The sequence below is a fragment of the Cupriavidus oxalaticus genome (genome assembly GCF_004768545.1).
In the GTDB taxonomy this organism is placed as follows: domain Bacteria; phylum Pseudomonadota; class Gammaproteobacteria; order Burkholderiales; family Burkholderiaceae; genus Cupriavidus; species Cupriavidus oxalaticus_A.
Window position 1 is genome coordinate 236,340 of sequence record NZ_CP038636.1, and the last position, 23,054, is coordinate 259,393.

17 protein-coding genes are annotated in these 23,054 nt (G+C 63.4%); 5 read left to right on the forward strand and 12 right to left on the reverse strand.

Annotation, left to right across the window (positions count from 1 at the left end):
• Window positions 1-492: 492 nt before the first annotated feature.
• The 11 genes from E0W60_RS37120 to metC form a co-directional block, all read right to left on the reverse strand.
• Window positions 493-741 carry a hypothetical protein gene (locus E0W60_RS37120; RefSeq protein WP_167884632.1) on the reverse strand — a complete coding sequence of 83 codons (249 nt, stop codon included), beginning with the start codon at window positions 739-741 and terminating at the stop codon, window positions 493-495.
• Window positions 742-1,685: 944 nt separating this feature from the next.
• A complete protein-coding gene (locus E0W60_RS29140) occupies window positions 1,686-2,558 on the reverse strand; it encodes an MBL fold metallo-hydrolase (RefSeq protein WP_240746073.1) in 873 nt (290 codons plus the stop codon).
• A 133-nt stretch (window positions 2,559-2,691) separates the two neighbouring features.
• Entirely contained in the window at window positions 2,692-4,164 is a 1,473-nt protein-coding gene (locus E0W60_RS29145; RefSeq protein ID WP_135706481.1) for an NAD(P)(+) transhydrogenase (Re/Si-specific) subunit beta, read from the reverse strand.
• The gene (locus tag E0W60_RS29150) at window positions 4,161-4,511 is read right to left on the reverse strand and encodes an NAD(P) transhydrogenase subunit alpha (protein WP_133095773.1); all 351 of its coding nucleotides are present in this window, start codon (window positions 4,509-4,511) and stop codon (window positions 4,161-4,163) included. Before E0W60_RS29150 ends, E0W60_RS29145 begins: the two co-directional genes overlap by 4 nt.
• A 16-nt stretch (window positions 4,512-4,527) precedes the next feature.
• Window positions 4,528-5,646 (reverse strand): Re/Si-specific NAD(P)(+) transhydrogenase subunit alpha, encoded by a 1,119-nt coding sequence (locus tag E0W60_RS29155; protein ID WP_135706482.1) that lies wholly within the window; start codon window positions 5,644-5,646, stop codon window positions 4,528-4,530.
• Window positions 5,647-5,720: 74 nt separating this feature from the next.
• Window positions 5,721-6,779, reverse strand: a complete 1,059-nt coding sequence (locus E0W60_RS29160) for a porin (protein ID WP_135706483.1) — start codon at window positions 6,777-6,779, stop codon at window positions 5,721-5,723.
• Window positions 6,780-6,982: 203 nt separating this feature from the next.
• A complete protein-coding gene (locus E0W60_RS29165; RefSeq protein ID WP_135706484.1) occupies window positions 6,983-8,287 on the reverse strand; it encodes a D-amino acid dehydrogenase in 1,305 nt (434 codons plus the stop codon).
• A 23-nt stretch (window positions 8,288-8,310) separates the two neighbouring features.
• The gene (locus tag E0W60_RS29170; RefSeq protein WP_240746074.1) at window positions 8,311-9,342 is read right to left on the reverse strand and encodes a Bug family tripartite tricarboxylate transporter substrate binding protein; all 1,032 of its coding nucleotides are present in this window, start codon (window positions 9,340-9,342) and stop codon (window positions 8,311-8,313) included.
• Between the two features lie 110 nt (window positions 9,343-9,452).
• Complete coding sequence (locus E0W60_RS29175) at window positions 9,453-10,232, reverse strand: SDR family NAD(P)-dependent oxidoreductase (RefSeq protein WP_135706485.1); 780 nt, start codon at window positions 10,230-10,232, stop codon at window positions 9,453-9,455.
• Between the two features lie 19 nt (window positions 10,233-10,251).
• A complete protein-coding gene (locus E0W60_RS29180; RefSeq protein WP_135706486.1) occupies window positions 10,252-11,187 on the reverse strand; it encodes a 4-hydroxy-tetrahydrodipicolinate synthase family protein in 936 nt (311 codons plus the stop codon).
• A gap of 74 nt (window positions 11,188-11,261) precedes the next feature.
• Window positions 11,262-12,491: a cystathionine beta-lyase gene (gene metC, locus E0W60_RS29185; protein WP_135706487.1), complete on the reverse strand. Its 1,230-nt coding sequence runs from the start codon at window positions 12,489-12,491 to the stop codon at window positions 11,262-11,264.
• A gap of 206 nt (window positions 12,492-12,697) precedes the next feature.
• On the opposite strand from metC, the gene E0W60_RS29190 reads away from it, so the two are divergent.
• Window positions 12,698-15,079: a molybdopterin guanine dinucleotide-containing S/N-oxide reductase gene (locus E0W60_RS29190; protein WP_135707077.1), complete on the forward strand. Its 2,382-nt coding sequence runs from the start codon at window positions 12,698-12,700 to the stop codon at window positions 15,077-15,079.
• Window positions 15,080-15,317: 238 nt separating this feature from the next.
• Window positions 15,318-16,307 (forward strand): transcriptional regulator FtrA, encoded by a 990-nt coding sequence (gene ftrA, locus E0W60_RS29195; protein ID WP_135706488.1) that lies wholly within the window; start codon window positions 15,318-15,320, stop codon window positions 16,305-16,307.
• A 131-nt stretch (window positions 16,308-16,438) separates the two neighbouring features.
• Here ftrA and E0W60_RS29200 read toward each other — a convergent pair whose 3' ends face one another.
• Window positions 16,439-16,897, reverse strand: coding sequence for an Lrp/AsnC family transcriptional regulator (locus E0W60_RS29200; RefSeq protein ID WP_116323418.1), 459 nt, complete (start codon window positions 16,895-16,897; stop codon window positions 16,439-16,441).
• 775 nt (window positions 16,898-17,672) lie between these two features.
• Between E0W60_RS29200 and E0W60_RS29205 the strand changes: the two genes are divergently transcribed.
• From E0W60_RS29205 to E0W60_RS29220, 3 genes are all read left to right on the forward strand, one after another.
• Window positions 17,673-18,266 carry a hypothetical protein gene (locus tag E0W60_RS29205; RefSeq protein ID WP_135706489.1) on the forward strand — a complete coding sequence of 198 codons (594 nt, stop codon included), beginning with the start codon at window positions 17,673-17,675 and terminating at the stop codon, window positions 18,264-18,266.
• Window positions 18,263-18,925 (forward strand): RES family NAD+ phosphorylase, encoded by a 663-nt coding sequence (locus E0W60_RS29210; RefSeq protein ID WP_135706490.1) that lies wholly within the window; start codon window positions 18,263-18,265, stop codon window positions 18,923-18,925. The genes E0W60_RS29205 and E0W60_RS29210 overlap by 4 nt, the downstream gene beginning before the upstream one ends.
• A gap of 88 nt (window positions 18,926-19,013) precedes the next feature.
• Window positions 19,014-23,027: a DEAD/DEAH box helicase gene (locus E0W60_RS29220; protein ID WP_240746075.1), complete on the forward strand. Its 4,014-nt coding sequence runs from the start codon at window positions 19,014-19,016 to the stop codon at window positions 23,025-23,027.
• The last annotated feature ends 27 nt before the right edge of the window (window positions 23,028-23,054 follow it).

Sequence of the window (23,054 nt, forward strand, 5' to 3'; positions counted from 1 at the left end):
GAACGCATGCCCGAATGAGATCTTCGACGTCAAAGAGGCGTTCCGCCCGAGCCCTGCCAAGCGTCGCGGGTGAGGATAGTGAGTTGCTGGTCGCGGATCGGGATGTAACGCATGGCGAAGACAGGGAATGGAGTCCCGTATTGACGGCCGCCTCGCCCACATCTTCAGCCACGCCCAGTCAACAAACCGACCTACAGATCCTGGCTAAGCGCCGGCGAGAATTGCACGGCAGTCCAGCTAATTCCAAATTTCCAGTATAGCCACCTGATCTGTAGTCCGGCTAATTCCGGTTTCCTACAGCAACGGCGTCTGCAATCCATTCATCTAGTAGGAAAAGCGCTCCCTAACGCGGAATTTGACATAGCCCGCCATATGTCAAATTGCATAGCGTTGCAACGATACGGAGGAAGCAAAAAATGAGGGTCCTAGCGGGGGGGCTAGGGGCGCGTGGGCGGCCGCACATGCCATTCGCCACTGGGCGAGCCCAGCGCCTCAACCAACATTAGGATCGTCTGAGGAGTTCCCGCGACGCGGTGTAGCAGCGATCTTGCGCTCGGGCTTGGCGGGCGGGGCAGCTTCCACGATGACCGTCGTCGTCGGACGCGCGCTCGGCTGGATGATCGGATCGCCGGCCGGCGTCAAACCTGCCGCACGCGTCCTGGCCACCGCCTGCTCGATCGCACGTCCGACCACGTCTTGAAAGCGTTGGCTCATGATGTAGTAAGTCAGTTTCGAAGCCATGGCGCCTCCGCCTCTGTGGTTTGTGAGTTCATCATAGCCGGCCGCGGCTAACCTCGCATCCGGGGTGAGCTTGTCCAACGCGTGAGGCCCGTCTGGACTGCGGTTTCATTGCCCGCTTCGCATGTCACCGCGCGTCGCCGGGCTACCGAAACGCCGCGGGAACATGCGGGGGACGGGACCGCCGAGATGCCCGACTGGCTGCCGCGGCGGTCAATGCAGGGCAAAGTGCGGAGTTTTATCGGATCTGATAATGGACTCAAGGTTTCCCTCCTTCAATAGCGGACCGGTCTGGGGCGGTACACTTGTGATAGCGGATTCCCACGTTTATGGGAGGCGTGCCATCGGTTAGTGGAAATCGTTGCGAGCTTGTGTTGGCTCACTTCATGCCGACTGGGCTGCCGGCTTATGACAATGTCGGTGCCACTACAAGCAGTTTGGAAGACTTACTCTGGCGAGTTGATTATTGGGCTGGCGCTTGGCTCACCCCAACTCGCGCAGCGGCATAGGGTGACTGAGCTGACAGTGCGGCAAGAAGCCTTCATGCAGGATTTCGAGCGCGATGCTGCCTGCCCGGCGTCGCCAGGCAGCGCCTCTCACTTGGTCTAGGACACCCAGGCGAGACGGCCTCGACGGGACAAATTTTCCACGGGCTATCGAGCGTGGCATTTGCCATAACTCGGCAAGGACGCTGTCATGCCTGGCCCGGCAATTCGCTGCGCTGCGCAAGCGGTCCGAGTCCGGTAGACTAGCAAAACAGGACGTCCAAGTATGGCAACGAAACTGTCCTAATACCTCATGAGCGAGAGGTTTCAGGAAGCCTTTGCCCGCGCGGTTGTGTGGCCCGCGGACGAGGCTAGGGCTGCTGGTTTGCCTCCGGCTGGCAAACCGGTAAAAGCGCCGCCCTCGAAGCCGCGCGCTACGGTCGTGCGAAGACATTCGTGCCATCATGGCGCGTCGAGTGGAATTTTTAGATAGCGCACGCCGTTGGATTCTGGCGTTGGGAATTCACCGGCGCGCATGTTGACCTGCACTGAGGGGAGGATCAGCGCGGGCATCGGTAATGTGGCATCCCGCGCCTCGCGCATCGCGACAAATTGCTGCTCAGGGATACCTTCGCGCACGTGGATGTTGTTCGCGCGCTCGTCCGCTACCGTGGTCATGTAGCGAAGTTCCCGGCCGCCAGGCTTGTAGTCGTGGCACATGTAAAGGCAAGTCTCCGGCGGGAGGCTCTGCAACTTGCCGATGGAATGGTAAAGAGTGCCTGCATCGCCGCCCGGAAAGTCGCAGCGGGCGGTACCATAGTCGGGCATGAACAGTGTGTCGCCGACGAAGGCTGCCATCTCATGGCCATCCCTGTCGCTGATCACATAGGTCATGCAGGCCGGTGTGTGGCCGGGCGTGTGCATCGCCCGCGCCTGCAGGCTACCGATGGCAAAGGTATCGCCATCGTTCAGCAGCAGATCGAACTGGCACCCCGCGCGCGAGAATTCCGGACCGGCATTGAACAGCTTGCCGAAGACCTTCTGTACTGTGGTGATCTGGCTCCCAATGGCGGTCTGTCCGCCGAGTCGCCGCTTTAGATATGGCGCGGCCGAGAGATGGTCAGCATGGACATGAGTTTCCAGAATCCATTGCACGGTCGCGTCCAGTTCCTGCACGCGCGCTACCAACCGGTCGGCGCTGGTGGTGCGGGTGCGACCGGACTTCGGGTCGTAGTCGAGCACGCTGTCGATAAGGGCGCATTGCCGGCTTGATCTATCGAGCAAAATGTAGCTTAGGGTGCCGGTATCGGGGTCGAAGAAGGCGTCGACTTCCATGGACGACGAGGAATTTTGGGCTGGTGTCATCGTGGGCTAGTGATCGGAGCGCCGAAATGGCGTCTCGGTGTGCCGGCGCAAGGCCGGCGTTTTCCGCAGTCTGCTTACGTTTAGCGCAAGTGCGGTCATGGATCTATGCAATTGCCTTGAACATGTCCTCGACCACCTTCTTGGCGTCGCCGAACACCATCATGGCCTTGTCCATGTAGAACAGCTCGTTGTCCAGGCCGGCGTAGCCGGCCGCCATCGAGCGCTTGTTGACGATGATGGTCTTGGCCTTATAGGCCTCCAAAATCGGCATCCCGGCGATCGGCGACTTGGGATCGGTCTTGGCCGCCGGGTTGACCACGTCGTTGGCGCCCAGCACCAGCACCACGTCGGCCTGGCCGAATTCGCTGTTGATGTCTTCCATCTCGAAGACCTGGTCGTACGGCACCTCGGCCTCGGCCAGCAGCACGTTCATGTGGCCCGGCATGCGGCCCGCCACCGGGTGGATCGCGTATTTCACGGTCACGCCCTTCTCGGTGAGCGCTTCGGTCAGCTCCTTCAGGGCATGCTGCGCGCGCGCAACTGCCAACCCGTAGCCCGGCACGATAATCACGGTCTCGGCGTTCCCCATCAGGAAGGCGGCGTCATCAGCCGAGCCGGACTTCACGTTGCGCTGGGCTTGCCCCGCCGGGCCGCCCGCGGCGGCAGCATCGCTGCCGAAGCCGCCGAGGATCACGTTGAAGAACGAGCGGTTCATCGCCTTGCACATGATGTACGAGAGGATGGCACCGCTTGACCCCACCAGCGAGCCGGCGATGATCAGCATCGGGTTGTTCAGCGAGAAGCCGATGCCCGCGGCCGCCCAGCCCGAGTACGAGTTCAGCATCGACACCACCACCGGCATGTCGGCGCCACCGATCGGGATGATGATCAGCACGCCCAGCACGAACGCGATCGCCAGCATGATCAGGAACGGCAGCCAGTCCTGCGACATGAAGAAGATCACGCCGAAGCCGACCATTGCCACCGCCAGCAGCAGGTTCAGCCAGTGCTGGCCGGCGAACACCACCGGCGCGCCCTGGAACACGCGGAACTTGTAGCGCCCGGCCAGCTTGCCGAAGGCGATCACCGAACCGGAGAAGGTGATGGCGCCGACGAAGCAGCCGATGAACAGCTCGATCCGGTTGCCCAGCGGAATATCGTTCGAACCGACCGGCGCGATGCCGAATGCCGCAGGCTCCGCTACCGCGGCCACCGCGATGAACACCGCCGCGAGACCGATCAGCGAGTGCATCGCCGCGACCAGCTCGGGCATCCTGGTCATCTGCACCTTGCGCGCCACGTAGGCGCCGATGCCGCCGCCGACCACCAGCGCCGCCAGGATCAATGCCAGCCCGCTGCCGGTGTTGCCGGCCTCGCCCGCGCCCGCCAGCACCTCGTTCTTCAGCTTCAGGATCAGCGCCACCGTGGTCAGCGCGGCCACCAGCATGCCCGCCATGCCGAAGGCATTGCCGCGCCGTGCCGTGGTCGGGTGCGACAGCCCCTTCAGCGCCTGGATAAAGCAGACCGATGCGCCCAGGTAGGACAGCGTCACCAGATTCATCGACAGGCCGTTCATCGCGCCACCTCCGCCAGCTTCCCGCCCGCCTGCGCGCTGTCCTGCGGCGGTGCCTTCGGTGCCTTCTTGCGGAACATCTCCAGCATGCGCTGCGTGACCAGGAAGCCGCCGAACACATTGACCGCCGCCAGCGCCACCGCCAGCGTGCCCATGGCCCGGCCGACATTGCCTTCGGTCAGTCCTGCGGCCAGCATCGCGCCGACGATGATGATGGCCGAGATCGCATTGGTCACCGCCATCAGCGGCGTATGCAGCGCGGGCGTGACGGTCCAGACCACGTGGTAGCCCACGTAGATCGCCAGGACAAAGATGATCAGGTTGATCACCGTGTGGCTAACCATTTCCATTGAGGTCTCCTTTGAATCAGCCGGCCAGCGCCGCTTCCTTGCGTCCCGCCACCAGGCAGGCGGCGACGATGTCGTCTTCGAGGTTGAGCGTGTACTGGCCATCCTTGTCGACGACAAGCTTGAGGAAATCCAGCACGTTGCGCGCATAGAGCGCCGAGGCGTCGGCCGCCACCATGCTGGCCAGGTTGGTATGGCCGATGAGGGTGACGCCATGGCGCTCGACCACTTCGTCGGCCACCGTCAGCGGGCAGTTGCCGCCCTGCGCGGCGGCCAGGTCGACCACCACCGAGCCCGGCTTCATCTGCTGCACGGTCGCTTCCTGCAGCAGCACCGGCGCCTTGCGGCCCGGGATCAGCGCGGTGGTGATGACGATGTCGGCCTGGATCGCGCGCTGGTGCACCAGCTCGGCCTGGCGCTTCATCCAGTCCGGCGGCATCGGCCGCGCATAGCCGCCCACGCCCTGCGCGATCTCGCGCTCTTCGTCGGTCAGGAACGGCACGTCGAGGAACTTGCCGCCGAGCGATTCGATCTGCTCCTTGACCGCGGGGCGCACGTCGGACGCTTCGATCACCGCGCCCAGCCGCTTGGCGGTGGCGATCGCCTGCAGGCCGGCGACGCCGGCGCCCAGGATCAGCACGCGCGCAGCCTTGACGGTACCGGCGGCGGTCATCAGCATCGGCATGAAGCGCTGGTAGTGGTGCGCGGCCACCAGCACGGCCTTGTAGCCGGCGATGTTGGCCTGCGACGACAGCACGTCCATGCTCTGCGCGCGCGTGGTGCGCGGCGCGGCTTCGAGCGCGAAGGCGGTGATGCCGGCAGCGGACATGCGTGCCTTGTTCTTGTCATCGAACGGATTGAGCATGCCCACCAGCACCGCGCCCGGCTTCATGTGCGCCAGCTCGGTGATCTCGGGCGCGCGCACCTTCAGCACTAGGTCGGCGCCAAGCGCCTCGGCGGCCGTGCTGATGGTCGCGCCGACGGCCTCATAGGCACTGTCGGGCTGACTGGCGCGTACGCCTGCACCCGCCTGCACCAAAACCTTGTGGCCCTGCGCGACGTACTTCCTGACAGTCTCGGGGGTGGCGGCGACGCGAGTTTCGCCGGCCCGCGTCTCGCGCGGGATACCTATGTACATCTCTGCCTCCTTGGATGATGATCGATGTTGGGTCGCGGGCGGCCGGGAATACCGACCGCGCCCCGCGTGCGGGACTAGAAAATATGCTTCATGCCCGCTGCCAGGCCGGTCTGTCCCACGCCTGGCGCGACCTTGGTCGCACTCGCCACGCCCAGCGTCGAGCGGCCCGCGTTGTCCATGTAGGACGCGTTGACATAAAGCTCCGTGCGCTTCGACAGGTTGTACGCCGCCTGCAGCACGTAGCTGGTGGCGTCGTCAGCCGAGTCACGGTTATCCGTCCGGTAGATGCCGGCGCGCAACGTCAGTGCCGGCCTTGCCGCGTAGGCACCACCCAGCCAGTAGAGATGGGAGCGGCTGCTGATGGGCGCGCCCAGTCCGTTCTGCAGGAACCGGTATCCGGCCTCGGCAGTGAAGGGACCGCTGGTGTAGAGCAGTCCCGCTGCGTAGCGGCGTTCAATGTTGCCGGCCGTGGCCGTGGATGTGCCGCGGCGCTGGTCATAGGCAATGGCCAGTCCGAACTTGCCGACGGTGTACGAGGCGCCGGCGCCGATTTCCTGGCCGACGCGCGGCGCGCCGGGGACTTCGCCGCCGTTGGCGATGGTCGAGTCGTAGCCGGTGCTGTACAGCCCGCTGATGGTCAGTTCGCCGAAGTTGCCCGTGTACTTGATGGCATTGTCGGCCCGACCCGCGAACTGCGCATCGTGGGCAAGCACGGAGTACGGCGCATAGCGGTTTGCGTCAAAGGGGATGAAGAAATCGAAGAGGATATTGTTCTGGCGCCCGAGCGTGACCTGGCCCCAAGGCCCCGCGATGCCGACGAATGCCTGCCGGCCGAACAGGCGGCCGCCAAATCCGGCCATGCCGGTGTCCGTCAGGAAGCCGCTCTCCAGCACAAAGATCGCGCTCATGTCCGCGCCCAGTGCCTCCTTGCCCCGCATGCCCCACCGCGATGCCGCGGTGTTTCCGGAGGTGGCCCGGTATGCGGACCCCGAGCCATTCGTGCCGGCATGGCTGACATACTCCACGCCGGCATCCATGACGCCGTATAGCGTGACGCTCGACTGCGCCTGTGCCGTCGCGGCAAGCAGGCACCCCACTGATGCCGCAATGGCGCACTTTCCTGATGTTTTCATCGTTCTCCTCCGTATGTATGTTCGATTTGATGCCCGTGCAGGGCAGCGCCCGCCACAGCCGGGGCACGGGCGATGCGGCGATAGCTGGTGATGCGGCTATGGCGGTTCAGCGGGCGGGCGCGTCACGCAGGCGCTGCCATCCGCGCCGATGGCACTCGGCCCGAACGGGGCCGCCGCTGCCGGCGGCCGTGCAAGTCACTGGATCAGGCCACGCGCGCCGGCGTGCGTCCGGCGCGGTGCATGCCGAAGCGCTCGACGGTCAGTCCGTCCATGTCGATCTCCGGCGGCTTGCCGGAGACCGCGTCGGCAACAAGCCGGCCGGTTCCGCACGCCTGTGTCCAGCCATTGGAGCCGTGGCCAGCATTCAGGTAGAGGCCCTGCAGCGGTGTCGCGCCGAGGATGGGCGGCCCGTCCGGCGTCATCGGACGAAGCCCGGCCCACGACGTGGCCGCGGCATAGTCGAGGCCGCGTGGAAAGAGCCGTCGCGTCAGTGCCGACAGCAGTTCCGTGCGGACCCGTCGCACCGACAGGTCGTATCCGACGAACTCGGCCATTCCCGCGACGCGCAACTTGTCGCCCAGGCGGGTCAGCATGATCTTGTTGTGCTCGTCCATGATCGCCATGCGCGGTGCAGCCCCGGTGTCGGCAATGGGGATCGTGATCGAATAGCCCTTGAGCGGATAGATCGGGATCCGCAGGCCTGCAGTAGCGAGCAGCGCGGGCGCCTGGCAGCCGAGCGCCACCACGCAGGCATCGGCGTGCCGCTGTTCCGTCTGCCCGCCATGCGTGATCTCGACGCTGCGAAGGCGGCCGTGCGCATGGACGAGGCGGGTTGCCGAAGCGCCGTACTGAAACGACACGCCGCGACGGGAAAGATAGCTGGCAAGGCCGGCGCAGAACTTTGCGCTGTCGCCTGAGGCATCGTCCGGCAGATGCAGTGCGCCTTGCCATGCGGCGGCAGACGCCCGCAGCGATGGTTCGAGCGCCATGGCTTCATCGCGCCCGATCATTCGCCACGGCACCTGGAACTGACTGAGTGTGCGCGTGGCCAGCTGTGCCAGTTCGACTTCCTGGTCGGTTTCGAGCAATTGCAGCGTGCCGTCGCGGTGAAAGCCGAAGTTGAGTTCCGGCACTTCGTCACGCAAGACCTGCATGCAGCGCATGCTGTAGTGCGCCATGCGCTGCATGCGCGCCTTGTTGATGCCGAAGCGCTGCACATTGCATTCCTTGAGCCATTGGGCGAGCCAGCGCAGGCGCTCGGCATCCGGCATCATCGAAAAGCGCACCGGCGCATGCTTTTGCAGGGCCATGCGCAGCACCTTGTACGGCATGCCCGGCGACGCCCACGGGCCGGCAAAGCCGGGGCAAAGGCCCCCTGCATTGCCGAAGCTCGATCCCATCCCCGGCCCCGTTTGCCGCTCCAGCACGGTCACCTCATGGCCGTCGCGCCACAGGTGGTAGGCGGCGGATACGCCGGCGACGCCGGCGCCAAGCACTAGTACGCGCATGTCTGCTGCCCCGCTCCAAGGATTCAGTCGGCCGTGATGTGTGCACGATTGATGATCGCGCGATAGCGCCTGGTTTCGCTGTCGATGTATTTCTCGAACTCGCCGCCATCCTTGTAGGCGCTCTCGAATCCCAGTCCGTTCAGGCGATCCTTGATGTCCGGCGACGACATGATCCTCGCCGAGGCGCTGTCGAGCTTCTTCCTGATCCCATCGGGCAGCCTGGCCGGCGCCCACAGGCCGTACCAGGAATAGAACTCGAAGTTCTTGAATCCCGCTTCCTGCATGGTCGGGACCTCCGGTAACAACGGGCTGCGCGTGCGCCCGGTCACCGCGATCGCGCGCAGCTTGCCGGACTTGACCCCGGGCAGCGAGGAGAGCATGGGATCCATCATCCCCTGGGCCTGGCCGCTCATGAGGTCGGTCAGCGCCGGACCGCCGCCTTTGTACAGGGCAATGGGCACCTGCAGGTCCGCGATGCCGCTGTCATACATGAACTGGGACAGGGCCAGGTGGCCGGCGGAGCCGTTGCCGCTGGTCGCGAAGTTGTACTGCCTGGGGTTGGCTTTCACGGCGCGCGCCAGTGCCTGCGGCGAGTTCGCCGGCACCTGCGGATTCACGCTAAAGATCAGCGCGCCTTGCGCGAGCATGCTGACCGCCGTGAAATCCTTGACCGCATCAAACTTGATGGTCTTCCGATAGAGCATCGGATTGATGTTGTGGATCGAAGCGTTGATGTACAGGGTGTAGCCGTCTGCCGGCGCGCGGGCGACGATGCCGGCCCCGACAAGGCCCGATGCGCCCGGCCGGTTGTCGACAATGACGGTCTGCTTCAGCTCCTGGCCGAGCTTCATTGCGAACACGCGTGCAAGGCCGTCCACCGAGCCGCCAGGCGCATGCGGCACGACAACGGTGATCGTACGGACGGGGTAGGTGCTGTCAGGCCTGGATTCTGCTTTTGCGACGCCCGCGGACGTCAGGACGGACAGGAGGAGGATGCCCACGCGTACGACGGGCATGTGGCGGGAACGGATCTGGGTGAGGGGGCGTGGTTGCATGGCCGGATCAACGTAACTTGCTGGACAGGGGACGGCAGCGCCATCGCGCGCGATGACGCGGGGCGCGGCGGGCGGCGCTGCCTTGGAATGGCTTCCGTGAAGCTGGTGGCTCAGAAGGTGCCGGGGTAAGCTGCACCGTCGATCAGGATGTTCTGACCGCAGATATAGCTCGCGTGCCCGGAGCAGATGAAGGCGCAGAGTGCGCCGAGCTCTTCCGGCCGGCCATAGCGGCCAGCCGGGTTGTTGGCGCCGCGTTCGTTCCAGAGTTGCTCGAAGCTCTTGCCGGTCGATTCCAGCATGCCTTCGATGTGGTGGCGCTGGGCATCGGTCGCAAACACGCCCGGGAGCAGGTTGTTGATCGTGACGTTATGGCGAACCGTCTGGCGCGCAAGCCCTGCGACGAAGCCGACGAGGCCAGAGCGCGCGCCATTGGACAGGCCTAGTTCCAGCTGCGGCGTCTTCACGCTGCGCGAGACGATATTCACGATGCGGCCGAAGCGGCGTTCGATCATGCCGTCCACGGTGCGCCGGATCATGTCGATCGGCCCGATCATCATGGCATCGATCGCGGCGTGCCAGTCCGCCGTTGTCCACTGGCGAAAATCACCGGGCGGGGCACCATCCGCATTGTTGACCAAGATGTCGGGGGCGGGGCATGCCGCCAGCGCGGCGGCGCGCCCCTCGTCCGTGGTGATGTCCGCTACCACGTAGCGGACATCACCACCCGTCGCGGCGCCGATTTCCGCTGCCGCCGCGGCCAGCATGCTCTCCGTGCGGGCGGCGATGAATACCTTCACGCCTTCCGCCGCCAGTTGGTGCGCGCAAGCGCGCCCCATGCCCTTGCTCCCGCCGAAGACGAGTGCATGGCGCCCTGCAATGCCGAGGTCCATTGATCGCTCCCGGTTCGGTTCAGACGGCCTTGAGCAGCGGCGACGACCAGCCGTACTTCCGGTCGAGTTCAAGCTCCTTGATGACGCGCAGGCCGCGCAGCAGGGGCTCGCCTTCCAGTCCGGTGAGCGGCTTGCGCAGTTCGCCCGAAGGCAGGCCCACCGCCTTCATCAGCGACTTGATCGCTACCGGGTTGATGGCCGAGTAGGCGTAGTGCAGCAACTGCAGGTTCTGCAGGTAGGCCTGGTGGAAGCCGGCCGCGGTGTCGGGGGATGTCCACGGACGCGAGATCTGCGTCAGCTCCGCCGGGGCGATATTGCCGGTCATGTTCGCGGTGCCATGGCCGCCCAGGCTCATGGTTGGAACGACCAGGCCAAGGTTGGGCGAGTCGCAGCACATCACCGAGACGTCCGGCGCGCCGCGCAGCACTTGCGCTACCTGTCCCACGCGCGTCGTCGACTCCTTGTGGACGACATAGTTGGGATGCCTGAAGATGCGCAGCAGGCTGTCCCAATGCAGGTCGGTCTTCACGCGCGGCGGGTTGTTGTAGATGCCGAGGGGCAGGTCGGTCTCGTCGGCCACTTCCAGGAAGTAGCTTTCGATATCGGCCTCCGGCGCGCAGATGTAGGCGGGCGCGGCGATGATGGCGCCATCCGCGCCGTTGGCCCTGGCAAAGCGCAGGTAGTCCTTGGTGGTCTGGGTGTTGTTGCCGGTGCAGCCATAGAACAGCTTCATCTTGCCGGTCTTCATCTTCGCGGTTTCCACGATGATGGCCTCGCGCTCTTTTTGCGAAAGCATCGAGACCTCGCCTGTGGATCCCATGATCAGTACCGCCGAGGTGCCGTGGCGCTCCTGGAAATCCAGCAGTTCGCGAAAGGCGCCGAAGTCCGGGCTGCCGTCCTTGGCAAAGGGCGTGATCAGGGCAACAAAGGACCCTTCAATCTTCATCTTGCTCATGTCTGTCTCCGTCGTGGATTCGTGTAGGGGAGGGGTAAGTGCCGGAAACACCCGGCTTTAGGCTGCGTTGTCGTTCAGGTCGGGCAAGCTTGGTCGGCCTGGGCGTCCTGCAAGGCCTCCCCGCTGGATTCATGCGCGGAAAGCGCCATCAGGCCGCGCTGCAGATCGTCGATGAGGTCTTGCGGGTCTTCGAGACCCACATGCAGGCGCACGGCTTGCCCTTGATGCGGCCAGCGCGCGCCGGTGCAGTTCTTTCCCGGCGTGAACGGGATGGCGAGGCTTTCATAGCCGCCCCAGGAAACCCCCAGGCCAAAGTGCTCCAGTGCGTCGATGAAGGCGGCGAGTGATGCTTTCGAGCTCGTGCGCAGCACTACGGAAAACAGGCCGCAGGCACCGGTGAAGTCGCGCTTCCACAGCACGTGGCCGGGATGGGACGGCAGCGCGGGATGCAGCACTGCCTCGACCTGCGGCTGGCGCTCAAGCCATTGGGCGACGCGCAGTCCGGATTCCCAGTGGCGCTGGAGCCGCACCGCCATCGTGCGCAGGCCGCGCAGTGCCAGGTAGATGTCGTCCGGCCCCGCGGTCTGTCCCATGTCCTGCGTGGTCTGCTTGATCAGCGGCCAGGTATCCCGATTGCATGTGACCACGCCGAGCATGGCGTCGGAATGGCCGACGATGTACTTGGTGGCGGCCTGGATCGAAACGTCGACGCCGTGGGCGAAAGGCTTGAAGAAGAGCGGCGTTCCCCACGTGTTGTCCATGACCACGACGGCGCCATGTCGATGTGCGGCCGCCGAAATGGCCGCTATGTCTTGAATCTCAAACGTCTCTGACCCCGGTGATTCGACGTATACGACACGCGTGTTGAGTCGTAGCAATGACTCGATCGGCGTGCTGCCGACGGGATCGTAGGTCTCGACTTCGACGCCGAACCGCGTCAGGACGCGCTCCAGGAAAGCGCGAGTTGGCGAATAGGCGCTGTCGGTGATCAGCACGTGGTCACCGGCCGACAGCAGCGCCGTCAGCGCGGTGCTGATCGCCGCGAGGCCGGATGGAAACACCAGCGACCGGTATCCGCCTTCCAGCGCGGCAACGGCTTCTTCCAGCGCGTGGGTGGTGGGCGTGCCGTAGCGGCCGTAGGTCGTCGCACCAGGCTCTTCCGCAGCGCGGGCGCGCTTCATTTCCTCCCATTCGGCCATTGACCCGGCAAGGATGGTCGATGCCCTGAAGATCGGCGTGTTGACGACCCCGCCGAAACGTGCCGGGTGACGGCCGGCGCATACTAACTGAGTGCTTTCTTTCATCGAATCTCCGTAGCTGAGCGGTGCGGCTTTCGTGTGGTGATCGCCGCTGGAATGTCGATCAGCTTAGGGATGCGTGCGGAGAAAATTCATCTCATTCCACTTGAGTATCTCATCCAAAAGAGAAAAAAATGCTCGCGCGGCCGGCCCAACATTGGGTGCTTGCGCCGCCCATAGCGGGCGTCTGTATTCCGGTGGAGGAGACCAACATGACAACGAAGCTTGCTGCAGCCGATACTCGCAGCCGCTTTCCCACGCTTTCGCACTGGGGTGCATATACGGCGGTCGTAGAAGGCGGAAAACTCGTCGCGTGCGAGCCGTTTCCCTGCGACAGCGCACCTTCACCGATCCTGCAATCCATGCCGGGCATGGTGCATTCCCCCCTGCGCATCCGCCGGCCTGCGGTGCGGCGCGGCTGGCTGCGCAAGCGCGAGCGCGCGCAGCGCGGCGAGCGGGGCAATGACGAGTTCGTCGAGGTGGATTGGGACACCGCGCTGGACCTGGTGGCCGGCGAGCTGGCACGGGTGCGCGGCGACCATGGCGATGCATCCGTCTTTGGCGGTTCCTACGGATGGTCCTCCGCCGGGCGCCTGCATCATGCCCGCACGCTGACACACCGCTTCCTGTTCGCGGGCGGGGGCTGCACCACGCAGGCGGGCAACTACAGTTGGGGCGCCGCGCAGTTCCTGCTGCCCCATGTGATCGGCACCTACAAGCCGGTCACGGGAAGAGTGACCGACTGGCGCAGCATTCTTGAACACACGGAGCTGTTCATCGCCTTTGGCGGCCTGCCCTTGCGCAACACCCAGATCACTTCCGGCGGCGCCGGTGCGCACAGCTCGCGAGAGTGGATAGAACATGCAAAGCGCTCGCGGGTGAAATTCGTAGTAGTCAGCCCGACCCGCGCTGACATACCCGACGGCCTGCAGGCCCGATGGGTGCCGATCCGGCCCAACACCGACACCGCGCTGATGCTTGGCATCGCGCACACGCTGCTGACGCGCGGCCTGCACGCCGCGGATTTTCTGTCGAGCCATTGCGAGGGCTTTGACGCGTTCGCGGCCTACCTGCTGGGCCGCGACGACGGCCAGGCCAAGGACGCCCGCTGGGCGGAATCGATCTGCGCGGTGCCGGCCGCGACCATCATCGAACTGGCCACGGAAGCTGCCGGGCAGCGCACGATGCTGAATTGCACGTGGTCGTTGCAGCGCGCGCACCACGGCGAACAGCCATACTGGGCCAGTATCGCCCTGGCGTCGATGCTCGGCCAGATCGGCCTGCCGGGCGGCGGCTTCGCGTTCGGGCATGGCTCCATCAACGGCGCGGGGACGCCACGGCCCGACGTCGCGGCACCGGAAATGGGCGCGGGTGCCAATCCTGCGCGCAGCTCGATCCCGGTCGCGCGTATTTCTGACATGCTGCTGAACCCGGGGCAGCGCTACGACTTCAACGGCCGCGAAGGCATCTATCCGGATATTCGCATGGTGTACTGGGCCGGCGGCAACCCGTTCCACCACCATCAGGACCTGAACCGGCTCGCGCGCGCCTGGCAGGTGCCGGAGACGATCGTGGTGCACGACAGCTGGTGGACGCCCACCGCCCGGCGCGCGGATATTGTTCTTCCGGCCACCACGACGCTGGAGCGCAATGACATCGGAGGCTCGTCAAGAGACCGCTACGTGCTGGCAATGCATCAGGCGCTGCCGCCTCAGTACAGCAGCCGCAACGACTTCGACATCTATCGAGACCTGGCACTGCGCGCCTGCTGCGAATTCGCGTTTACTGAAGGCCGCGACGAATCTGCGTGGATTCGCCATATCTATGACTGCATGGTGGAACGCTGGGCCGAGGCAGGCTTCGAAGCGCCGCCGTTTGAACAGTTCTGGGAGGAGGGGTACACCGGCTTGCCGGAGCCGGTCACGCCGTTTGTGCTGTTCTCGGACTTCCGTGCCGATCCACAGGGCAGTCCCCTGAGTACACCCAGCGGCAAGATCGAGCTCTACTCCCGGCGCATTGGCGAATTCGGCTATCAGGATTGTCCTCCCCATCCGTCCTGGCTGCCACCCGCCGAATGGCTTGGAGATGCCGCAGCCCAGCGCTGGCCTTTGCACCTGATCACGTCCCAGCCGGCGGACAAACTGCACTCCCAGTTGGACGCGGGTAGCCACTCCGTGTCACTGAAGGTCAGCGGCCGGCAGGCAGTCCATATACACCCGATGGACGCGGCGGAGCGCGGCATTGTGCAGAACGAGATCGTACGCGTGTTCAACGAGCGCGGGGCATGCCTGGCCGGCGCTCGTCTTGACGATACGCTGATACGAGGAGTCGTAGTGATGTCGACCGGTGCCTGGTTCGATGCGAGCGACAGTTCGCTTGAGCGCCACGGCAATCCCAACGTCCTGACAATCGACCGCGGCACGTCCCGCCTGGCCCAAGGGTGCAGCGCGCATTCCGCACTGGTTGAGATCGCGCCGTGGTCCAACGGAGAACCGCCGGAGGTTCGTGCCTTCGACGCGCCGCCGGTGTCGCCGTTGACCGGCACAAGGCGGGGTGAAGACCATTTCTCGAAGCACGTGGAGTCCCGCCAATAAAGTCGAACCGCGATCCAGCAAGCAATGAATAGGGAGCGAGCGTCTAACGACTAGTGGCACCAACGACACTTTTAGTCTCGATCATGCCAAAGTGCGCCGCATGATGTCCACAGCGCCGACGAGCAGGCTGGTATGCTCTCGGCGCTGTCAAAACTGACCCGTCTCGACGCTTGCGAGACGCGATGCAGAGGGCGCAAAATCCGGCGAGACGGCATCAATTCCTATTTCTATTTGCATCGTGGCAAGAAACGAATCGAAATCGGGCGCCAATGGGGGACTTGTCGCAGTCGTCGTCTACGACGGCCTGAGCCTCTTTGAATTCGGCTGCGCCGTTGAAGTGTTCGGTTTGCCCAGACCGGAAATGGGAAGCACGTGGTATCGCTTTGCGACGTGTTCGGCCGAGTTGGGGACGTTGCGCGGGCCGGGTGGCATCCAAGTACAGGCTGACGGTGGCCTTGAACTTCTGTTGAAGGCGAAGACGATCATCATCCCGGGCTGGCGGGATATTGAAGCAGTTGTGCCACCGGAGCTCTGCCTGGCTTTGCGAAAGGCGAACAAGCGAGGCGCGAGAATCATGTCGATCTGCACGGGTGCCTTTGTATTGGCCGCTGCAGGATTGCTCGACGGTAAGCGCGCGACGACGCACTGGCGTCACGCGGCAACACTAGTGGAGCGATATCCGGAAATCCAGGTGGAGGCAGATGTCCTCTACGTCGATGCCGGCGATGTCCTGACGTCGGCCGGAAGTGCAGCCGGAATCGATCTGTGCCTGCATCTGATCCGCCGGGACTTTGGGCCTCGCGCGGCCAATCAGGTCGCACGCCGACTTGTCATGCCGCCACACCGTGAAGGCGGCCAAGCCCAGTACATTGCCGAGCCGGTTTCGAAGCGCAGCAATGCTTCGTTGGCGCCCCTGGTGGACGCGGTGCGCGCAAGATTGGACGAAGACTGGCCGATTGCCAGGATGGCAAGGCAAGCCGCAATGAGTGCCCGCACGTTCCAGCGTCACTTTGTCAGTATGGTGGGTATGCCGCCTGGCGAGTGGTTGCTGATAGAGCGTTTAAGCCGCGCGAGGGTGTTGCTCGAAGAGACCGATGCATCCGTGGATGACATCGCGGTGCAAGTGGGGTTCGGTGCCGCAGCCACGCTGCGCAATCACTTCCGGATCCGGCTCGGAACGAGTCCCGGATACTACAGACGACAATTCAGTACATCTGCGCTGCATTGATTCCGGCCAATGCCGGATCCCAGTTGCTCTTGCGCTATTTTATGGTGGCACGGGGGGTGTCCATCCAACCGAGCCACCTATACGTGTGAGATGGTAGGCTCTTCGCCAGTCCATGGATGACCGGTGCGCGCTTACGCGTAATCCAATGGTAGGGCAGTGGTGTACTTGATCTGTTCCATCGCAAAGCTGGAGCTAACATCGGCAAGCTCCGCCCCTTGGATCAGCTTCTTATAAACGCGATCATAGGCCGCGATATCCGGTACTACCACACGCAGCAGGTAATCGGTGTCGCCGGCCATCCGGTAAAACTCGGTCACCTCCGGGATCGATGCCACCAATCCATGGAACAGCTTGATCCATTTCAGGTTGTGCTGGCTGGTACGCACTGAGACAAAGACTGTGACACCGGCGTTCAACGCGTCTGCGTCCAGCAATGCAACCCGTTTGCGAATGATGCCGGCCTCTTCCAGCTTTTGGATGCGACGCCAGCACGGCGTCGAGGTCAGGCCGACGCGGTCCCCAATTTCCGTTACGGAGACCGTGGCGTCTTCCTGCAGGATGTCAAGGATTTGTTTGTCGTAGCGGTCCATGTCCATTAGCTGGCTGTGTCCGAGGCTTGAGTAAAATCGGCGCGGAGCACCAGTAGCTTTTCTTTCAATTTCTATCTCACAGTAAGTGGAAGTTTCTGGCGGACTATGCCCCTGTCGGGCCACGATTCACCGAGCACAGGATAGGGAGCGCGGCTTGAACGAACTAGTGGCATGAATGACAATTTACGTTCATATCTCGCCAAATTTAGCTACATGGACTGCAGCAGCCCGGTTCGCCTTCTGGTCTCGGGTAGCGACTAGTTCAGTCCTGTGCGGGATCAGCTTCCAAAGATGGCCTGACCTTGGCGCTCATGCAATTCGGTCTACCAACACGTTACACGAGAGCAACCATGGCGAGCGCTTGAACGGCATATCATTCGTAAGCGGCGTATTCTGCACCTTGCCTAGCAAGGTACAGAGGTGAAAAGCTTGTGACGCCGGCTTGCCCTAGGGGCGGCGATAAGGTGCGATAACGTTGTCCTTATCGCGGGTCGGTAGCACGTGGAGGCGGTGCATGCAGACTTGGACGCCGAACGCCAGGCGCACGGCGCGACCTCCGGACTGCAAAGTGGTTGGCGTCATGAACTTCATGAACTAAAATGGGTTCATGACCGTACACCGCCGTATTCCTCTTCGCGCGCGTTTCGCCGCCGGCCCCGTCCGATTCGAATCTGCGCAGCTTCCGATTAGCCGGGCCCGCGCTCGGCGTGCGGCATCGTCTGCGGCAGCGCGCGAGCAGCAACTCGCCACGCCCCGTGAGCTAGTTGAGACCGCTGTGGCTCTCGTCAACGACGCGTCCCGTGAGGTCGCGTTGTCCGTCGAGGTCCAGCACGAACTGGACGCTGCACTTGGCAGGATCGTTCGCATCTTTGCGAAGCCGAATCGTCCGTTGCGCGAGCATCGTTCTGTTGCTGCCGGAGAGCCTGCGGAACATGCCGGCGGGGCTGCACATTCCGATCCGCTGCAGGAGGCGCGCGAACGTGGTCGGCTGGCAGCCGCACGGGAGTGGGAACAGCCGGAAAACCTGTCTCTTAAGGACGCCGCGCTTTATGCGGGACGTTCGGACCGCGCCATCAACCAGGACCGCCAGGCGGGGCGCCTCTATGCCCTCGTGCTGCCGGGGCGCGAGCGAGGATTTCGCTATCCGTCGTGGCAGTTCCACGTCGATTCCGAGCGGCTGGCCGCGGTGCTTGCACCGTTCGTGGCTGCGGGAGCGAGCAGTTGGGTTATCCATAATTTTCTGCATCGCCCACAAGAGGGCCTGGAGGGACGCACGCCGGCGGATTGGATCGCCGACGCTGCGGCCCCGATAGACGCCGTTGTGCGGCTCGTCGACGCGCGGTACCGCGACGAGCAGGGCGCCGCATGACCTTTAGTGCAGAAGAATTGGGTTGTCCGCTGCCGCCGGCCGACCTGGCCGACCGTCGGCTTGCCACAAAGATGCTCGATCTCGAGAGGGTAGCGCTCTGGCGGATCCATCGCGCGCACCTGGACCCTATTTACTACAATCGCCGCGCGCCGGGCGTAACCCATTACCGGTTCGATGCGGCAGGCGGCGAGTTCGGCGTCCTCTATGCAGCTCCCAGCTTTACCGCGTGCATGGCCGAAGCGGTCATTCGGGAGCGCTTCCAGGGACAACGTCTGCCGCTACTGCTCGATGAGCATGAACTGAGCAGCCGATGCGTTTGCCGGCTCGCCGTGGCCGATCGCCGGCCTCTAGTGCTCGCTGATCTTACCGGTCCGCTGACTACCCTTGGCATGGACGCTCGAGTGTTTTCGGTCACCGACTACCTTGGCCCGAACCTGTGGAGTTCGGCATTGCATGCGGCATTTCCTCGGATCGACGGCTTGTATTTTCAGTCGCGCCTGGCGGGTGAGCCCAGCGTCGCGATCTTCGATGACCGTGCGCAACTGGTGCCAGCAGGTATGCCAACTCCGCTGTTCGACTTTCCCGAATTGGGCCCCTATCTGACGGCCAATCAAATTGGCCTAGCGCCAACCGACGACGATTGGACGTCGAACGCCTAGCGCGGTCAGGCGACGTGTCTGAGGGGCCGTCACGGCTTTCGGCTCCTGATTCATCTCCCAACCCTGGGTTTAGAGATAATTGCCGGTTATGTCGCGCGACCAGCGAGCGGCGGAACTCGCCACCGCAGAGCATGCGCAGCGGAACGCAAGCAGCGATCTGGAAACCAGACAGGGCGAGCTGGCCGCGGCGCCGCGCCGCGCCGAGCGCGCCGAAGCCGATGCGGCGCTCGCGCGACAGCTCCTGGCAGAATTGCGGGTGGCGCCGCCCGGGCGGGACGGCGGCGTAAGGCGGGGGGGCCGGCGCCGACCGGGAAGCCGAGCGACAAGCCGGGCGAAAAACTGGATGAGGATCAGGGTGCGTCTGCGGCCGCCCCCGCCCCGGATGACGGCAGCGACAGCAGTGACGACAACGATGACAGTCAACAATGAGCGGGCGAAGGCGATCCGCTGGATCCAGGCCCAGGTGGCCGAGTACGGGTTGACCATGGAGGAACTGGAGGCGGCGGGGTGCTTTGATCCGCCGCCGGGGAATGGCACCGATTGGGATAGCGGATTCCCCCCAGATCAGAACATCCACCGAACCTTGAAGAGATTCCGGCCAGTGGTGCGACAGTCCTTCGGTAGAACGTGGTGGGGCGAGCAATGGCTCAGTGCCCTGACATACATCGACTACGACAATCGTCTGCCGCGCGGGCGGACCTACGCGAACAAAGGGGCGGTCAAGGATCTTGTCGTCGGGGCCGGGACGATCCACGCCCAGGTACAGGGCTCCCGGCCACGTCCCTACCAGGTAACGATCACGGTGCCGCCGCTTTCCGCCAAGGATTCCGCACGGCTTCTGGACGCCATCGCCGCGGAGCCCACCCTGATCGCCCGGATGCTCAACCGGGAACTGGATCCGTCGGTGCTGGACCACGCGCGCGATCTTGGGATTTCCGTCTTCCCCGCCCGCTGGAAGGACCTCGATATGCAATGCTCCTGCCCCGATTGGGCCGTGCCTTGCAAGCACCTGGCTGCTGTGATTTACCTCCTGAGCCGGGAAATTGACGGCAATCCGTTCCTGGTGTTTGCATTGAGAGGCGTCGACCTAGCGAAAGCCTTGAAGTCGCGCGACATCCATCTGGAGCCGGCAGGTGGCGCTGTGCTGCCCTCATTGACCGAGCTGCTGCCGACAGCCTCAGAGGCCCGAGCTGATGCGGGGGATCTTACTGCACTTGATCAGCTTGATTTCTCCGGGATTCCGGACCTGGCCGGTCCACTACTACACGTGCTGCCGGCCCAACCCACGTTCTTTCCCAACGGAGATTTTCGCGAGACATTGCGGCGTCTTCTGGCACGCTCGAGCAAGGCCGCGCGACAAGCCATGGATTCCCGCGCCGGTGCCATCGACGCGCAGCGCCTCACGTTCTCCGGTGATGACCGGCCGGGGATTGAACTGGACGCAAGATTGCACCCGTCGGTGTTCGGCACGAAGGACATCACCACCATCGAAGCGCTGGAAGCGGCACTGGCTCACGTCGATGTGAGCAATCTGCCAGACGTGCAGCCCGAGGTTGCCGCGCTGTTCCACGTGCGCCTGCTGGCACTGCAGTTGATCGCGCATGGCGCGGTAATCCCGCAAATCCTCTTGGAGGATACCGACACTGTCTTGCTGCGCTGGCTCCCAGCCACGCTCGATGGTTTCGTGGCGACCGTCATGCAGCGCCTTGCCACTGCGTTGCCAGCTGGCCTGGTCAAGACCGGGAAGGGAAGGAAGCATGCCGTCCTCACCCAGGAGGCCCAGGCAACGTTCCTCTGTTCCCTGTTTCTGAATCACTTCATTCACGCATGGGCGGATGGCGCCAGCGAAAAGCCCCTCGGGAATAAGACGATGGCCTTGTTCTTCTGCGCCGGCCGAGCCCGCTACGACGGTCCCGGTGAAGGGGAAATCGCCGCCGGCATTCACACCTGGCTATCCCGATACCATCTGGCGCGCCGAGAACATGTACCGGTGCTATGCCTCGAGGAGGCAAAAGCGGGCCGTTTCGGGCTGGCACTCGCGATCGAGCATCGTTCGGCAGCGCCGAAGAAACCTGTACCACTGGCAGTGATTCTGACCGATGAGGCCTGGTCGAAGGCCCGTTTTGGCATTCTGCAGACAATCGCGCTATTGGCCGAGTTTTTCCCACCGCTCAATGCCTATATCAGTGCTGGCGCCAAGACCCCCGTCAAGATTGCTGCGGATGAGCTGCCGGCCTTGCTGTTTGAGACGCTGCCGGTAATCCGCTTGCTCGGGATTCGCGCGCTGCTACCGAAGGCGCTCGACCATCTACTGCGACCTCACCTGTCCATGCAGATCAAGGGTACGGCGACCGATACTGCGGGATTTTTTTGCGCCGACGATGTTCTTGCCTTCGACTGGAAAGTGGCCGTCGGTAACCATCTGATTACGCGCGCCGAGTTTGAAAGGTTGGTGAAGGATGCCGCAGGCGTTGTACGTTTCAAAGGGGCGTACGTCTATCTGGATCCCAAAGAGATCGAGCGCCTGCGTGCCCAACTCCTTAAGCCATTGGCACCTTCGGGCGCTGAACTGTTGCGCGTTGCCCTCGCAGGCGAATTCGCCGGCACGACCGTTGGCCTGGATGCCAAGGCCCGCAAGATCATTCAAGATTTGGTGGAAGCCGGCACGGTCCCGTTGCCTCGTGGTATCAACGCCACCCTACGCCCTTACCAGCAGCGGGGTTATGCGTGGCTTTATCGCAACGCGCGAATCGGTTTGGGCAGCGTGATCGCCGATGACATGGGGTTGGGCAAGACACTGCAGGTCATCGCTACGCTGCAAAAGCTCAAGGAGGATGGCGCGCTTGACGAAGCCAAGGCCCTGGTCATCGTGCCTACCAGTTTGTTGACCAATTGGCAGAAGGAAATTGGGCGTTTCGCCCCCAATCTGGAGGTTGGCATCTTCCACGGCAGCAAGCGTGAACTCGCGATGATTCGGCCCGATGTCCTGCTGACGACCTACGGTATCGCGCGTACGGCTGCTGCTTCCCTCCATGCCTTGGCATGGCGCATCGTCGTCGTGGATGAGGCCCAGAACATCAAGAACCCGGCTGCTGCCCAGACCAAGGCCGTGAAGGCGATCCCGGCCACCAGCTTTATTGCCATGAGTGGGACGCCGGTGGAGAACAGCTTGTCCGAGTATTGGAGCATCCTGGACTTCGCCAACCGGGGCTATCTGGGAAACCTCAACCAGTTCGCGCGGGAATATGCGATGCCGATTCAGATCCAGCGCGATCAGCATGTCGTGCAGCGCTTCAAGCGGGTCACGGCCCCCTTCCTGCTGCGACGCCTGAAAGCCGACAAGGCCATCATCAGCGATCTGCCCGACAAGATCGAGCAGGATCAATACTGCACGCTGACCAAGGCTCAGACGGCGCTGTATCAATCGGTGGTACAGGAAGGATTGCGAGTCATCTCGGGGGAATCCGACACCTTCAAGCGCCAAGGTCTGGTGCTGCAGATGATTCTGGCATTGAAGCAGATCTGTAACCATCCGGCGCAATATTTGAAACAGGGACAGGCTGACGCGGCGGCGTCTGGCAAAGCGGAGCGTTTCTTCGAGCTCATCGACGATATCCACGCCAGCCACGAAAAGGTGTTGGTCTTCACCCAGTTCCGCGAGATGGGAAACCTTCTCTGCAGTTGGCTGCGACAGCGATATGGCCGCGATCCGCTATTTCTGCACGGGGGTGTCGGGCGAACCAAACGAGATGCGATGGTCGAGCGATTTCAGAACGACCGTACCGAGCGCGTTTTTATCCTGTCGCTCAAAGCCGGCGGGACAGGGCTAAATCTGACCGCGGCCTCCAACGTCATCCACTACGATCTATGGTGGAATCCAGCGGTGGAAGCGCAGGCAACGGACCGAGTCTATCGCATTGGCCAACAGCGCAACGTTCAGGTCCACCGATTCATCACTCGCGCTACGTTTGAAGAGCGTATCAATGACATGATTCGCGCCAAGCGGGAACTGGCCGACTTGGCAGTCGGCACGGGCGAACAGTGGATCGGTAATCTTAGCGGGGACGAGCTCAAGACGCTGTTCAGCTTGGCAGAAAGCTGAGTTAGAAATGCTTGGTGAGGTTTCTGC

Coding starts and splice junctions, on each gene's coding strand:
- E0W60_RS29220 (WP_240746075.1), top strand. CDS start 19,014: ATGTCGCGCGACCAGCGAGCGGCGGAACTCGCCACCGCAGAGCATGCG.
- E0W60_RS37120 (WP_167884632.1), bottom strand. CDS start 741: ATGGCTTCGAAACTGACTTACTACATCATGAGCCAACGCTTTCAAGAC.
- E0W60_RS29175 (WP_135706485.1), bottom strand. CDS start 10,232: ATGGACCTCGGCATTGCAGGGCGCCATGCACTCGTCTTCGGCGGGAGC.
- E0W60_RS29210 (WP_135706490.1), top strand. CDS start 18,263: ATGACCTTTAGTGCAGAAGAATTGGGTTGTCCGCTGCCGCCGGCCGAC.
- E0W60_RS29170 (WP_240746074.1), bottom strand. CDS start 9,342: ATGCAACCACGCCCCCTCACCCAGATCCGTTCCCGCCACATGCCCGTC.
- E0W60_RS29160 (WP_135706483.1), bottom strand. CDS start 6,779: ATGAAAACATCAGGAAAGTGCGCCATTGCGGCATCAGTGGGGTGCCTG.
- E0W60_RS29155 (WP_135706482.1), bottom strand. CDS start 5,646: ATGTACATAGGTATCCCGCGCGAGACGCGGGCCGGCGAAACTCGCGTC.
- E0W60_RS29150 (WP_133095773.1), bottom strand. CDS start 4,511: ATGGAAATGGTTAGCCACACGGTGATCAACCTGATCATCTTTGTCCTG.
- E0W60_RS29145 (WP_135706481.1), bottom strand. CDS start 4,164: ATGAACGGCCTGTCGATGAATCTGGTGACGCTGTCCTACCTGGGCGCA.
- E0W60_RS29200 (WP_116323418.1), bottom strand. CDS start 16,897: ATGGACCGCTACGACAAACAAATCCTTGACATCCTGCAGGAAGACGCC.
- E0W60_RS29140 (WP_240746073.1), bottom strand. CDS start 2,558: ATGGAAGTCGACGCCTTCTTCGACCCCGATACCGGCACCCTAAGCTAC.
- E0W60_RS29165 (WP_135706484.1), bottom strand. CDS start 8,287: ATGCGCGTACTAGTGCTTGGCGCCGGCGTCGCCGGCGTATCCGCCGCC.
- metC (WP_135706487.1), bottom strand. CDS start 12,491: ATGAAAGAAAGCACTCAGTTAGTATGCGCCGGCCGTCACCCGGCACGT.
- E0W60_RS29180 (WP_135706486.1), bottom strand. CDS start 11,187: ATGAGCAAGATGAAGATTGAAGGGTCCTTTGTTGCCCTGATCACGCCC.
- E0W60_RS29190 (WP_135707077.1), top strand. CDS start 12,698: ATGACAACGAAGCTTGCTGCAGCCGATACTCGCAGCCGCTTTCCCACG.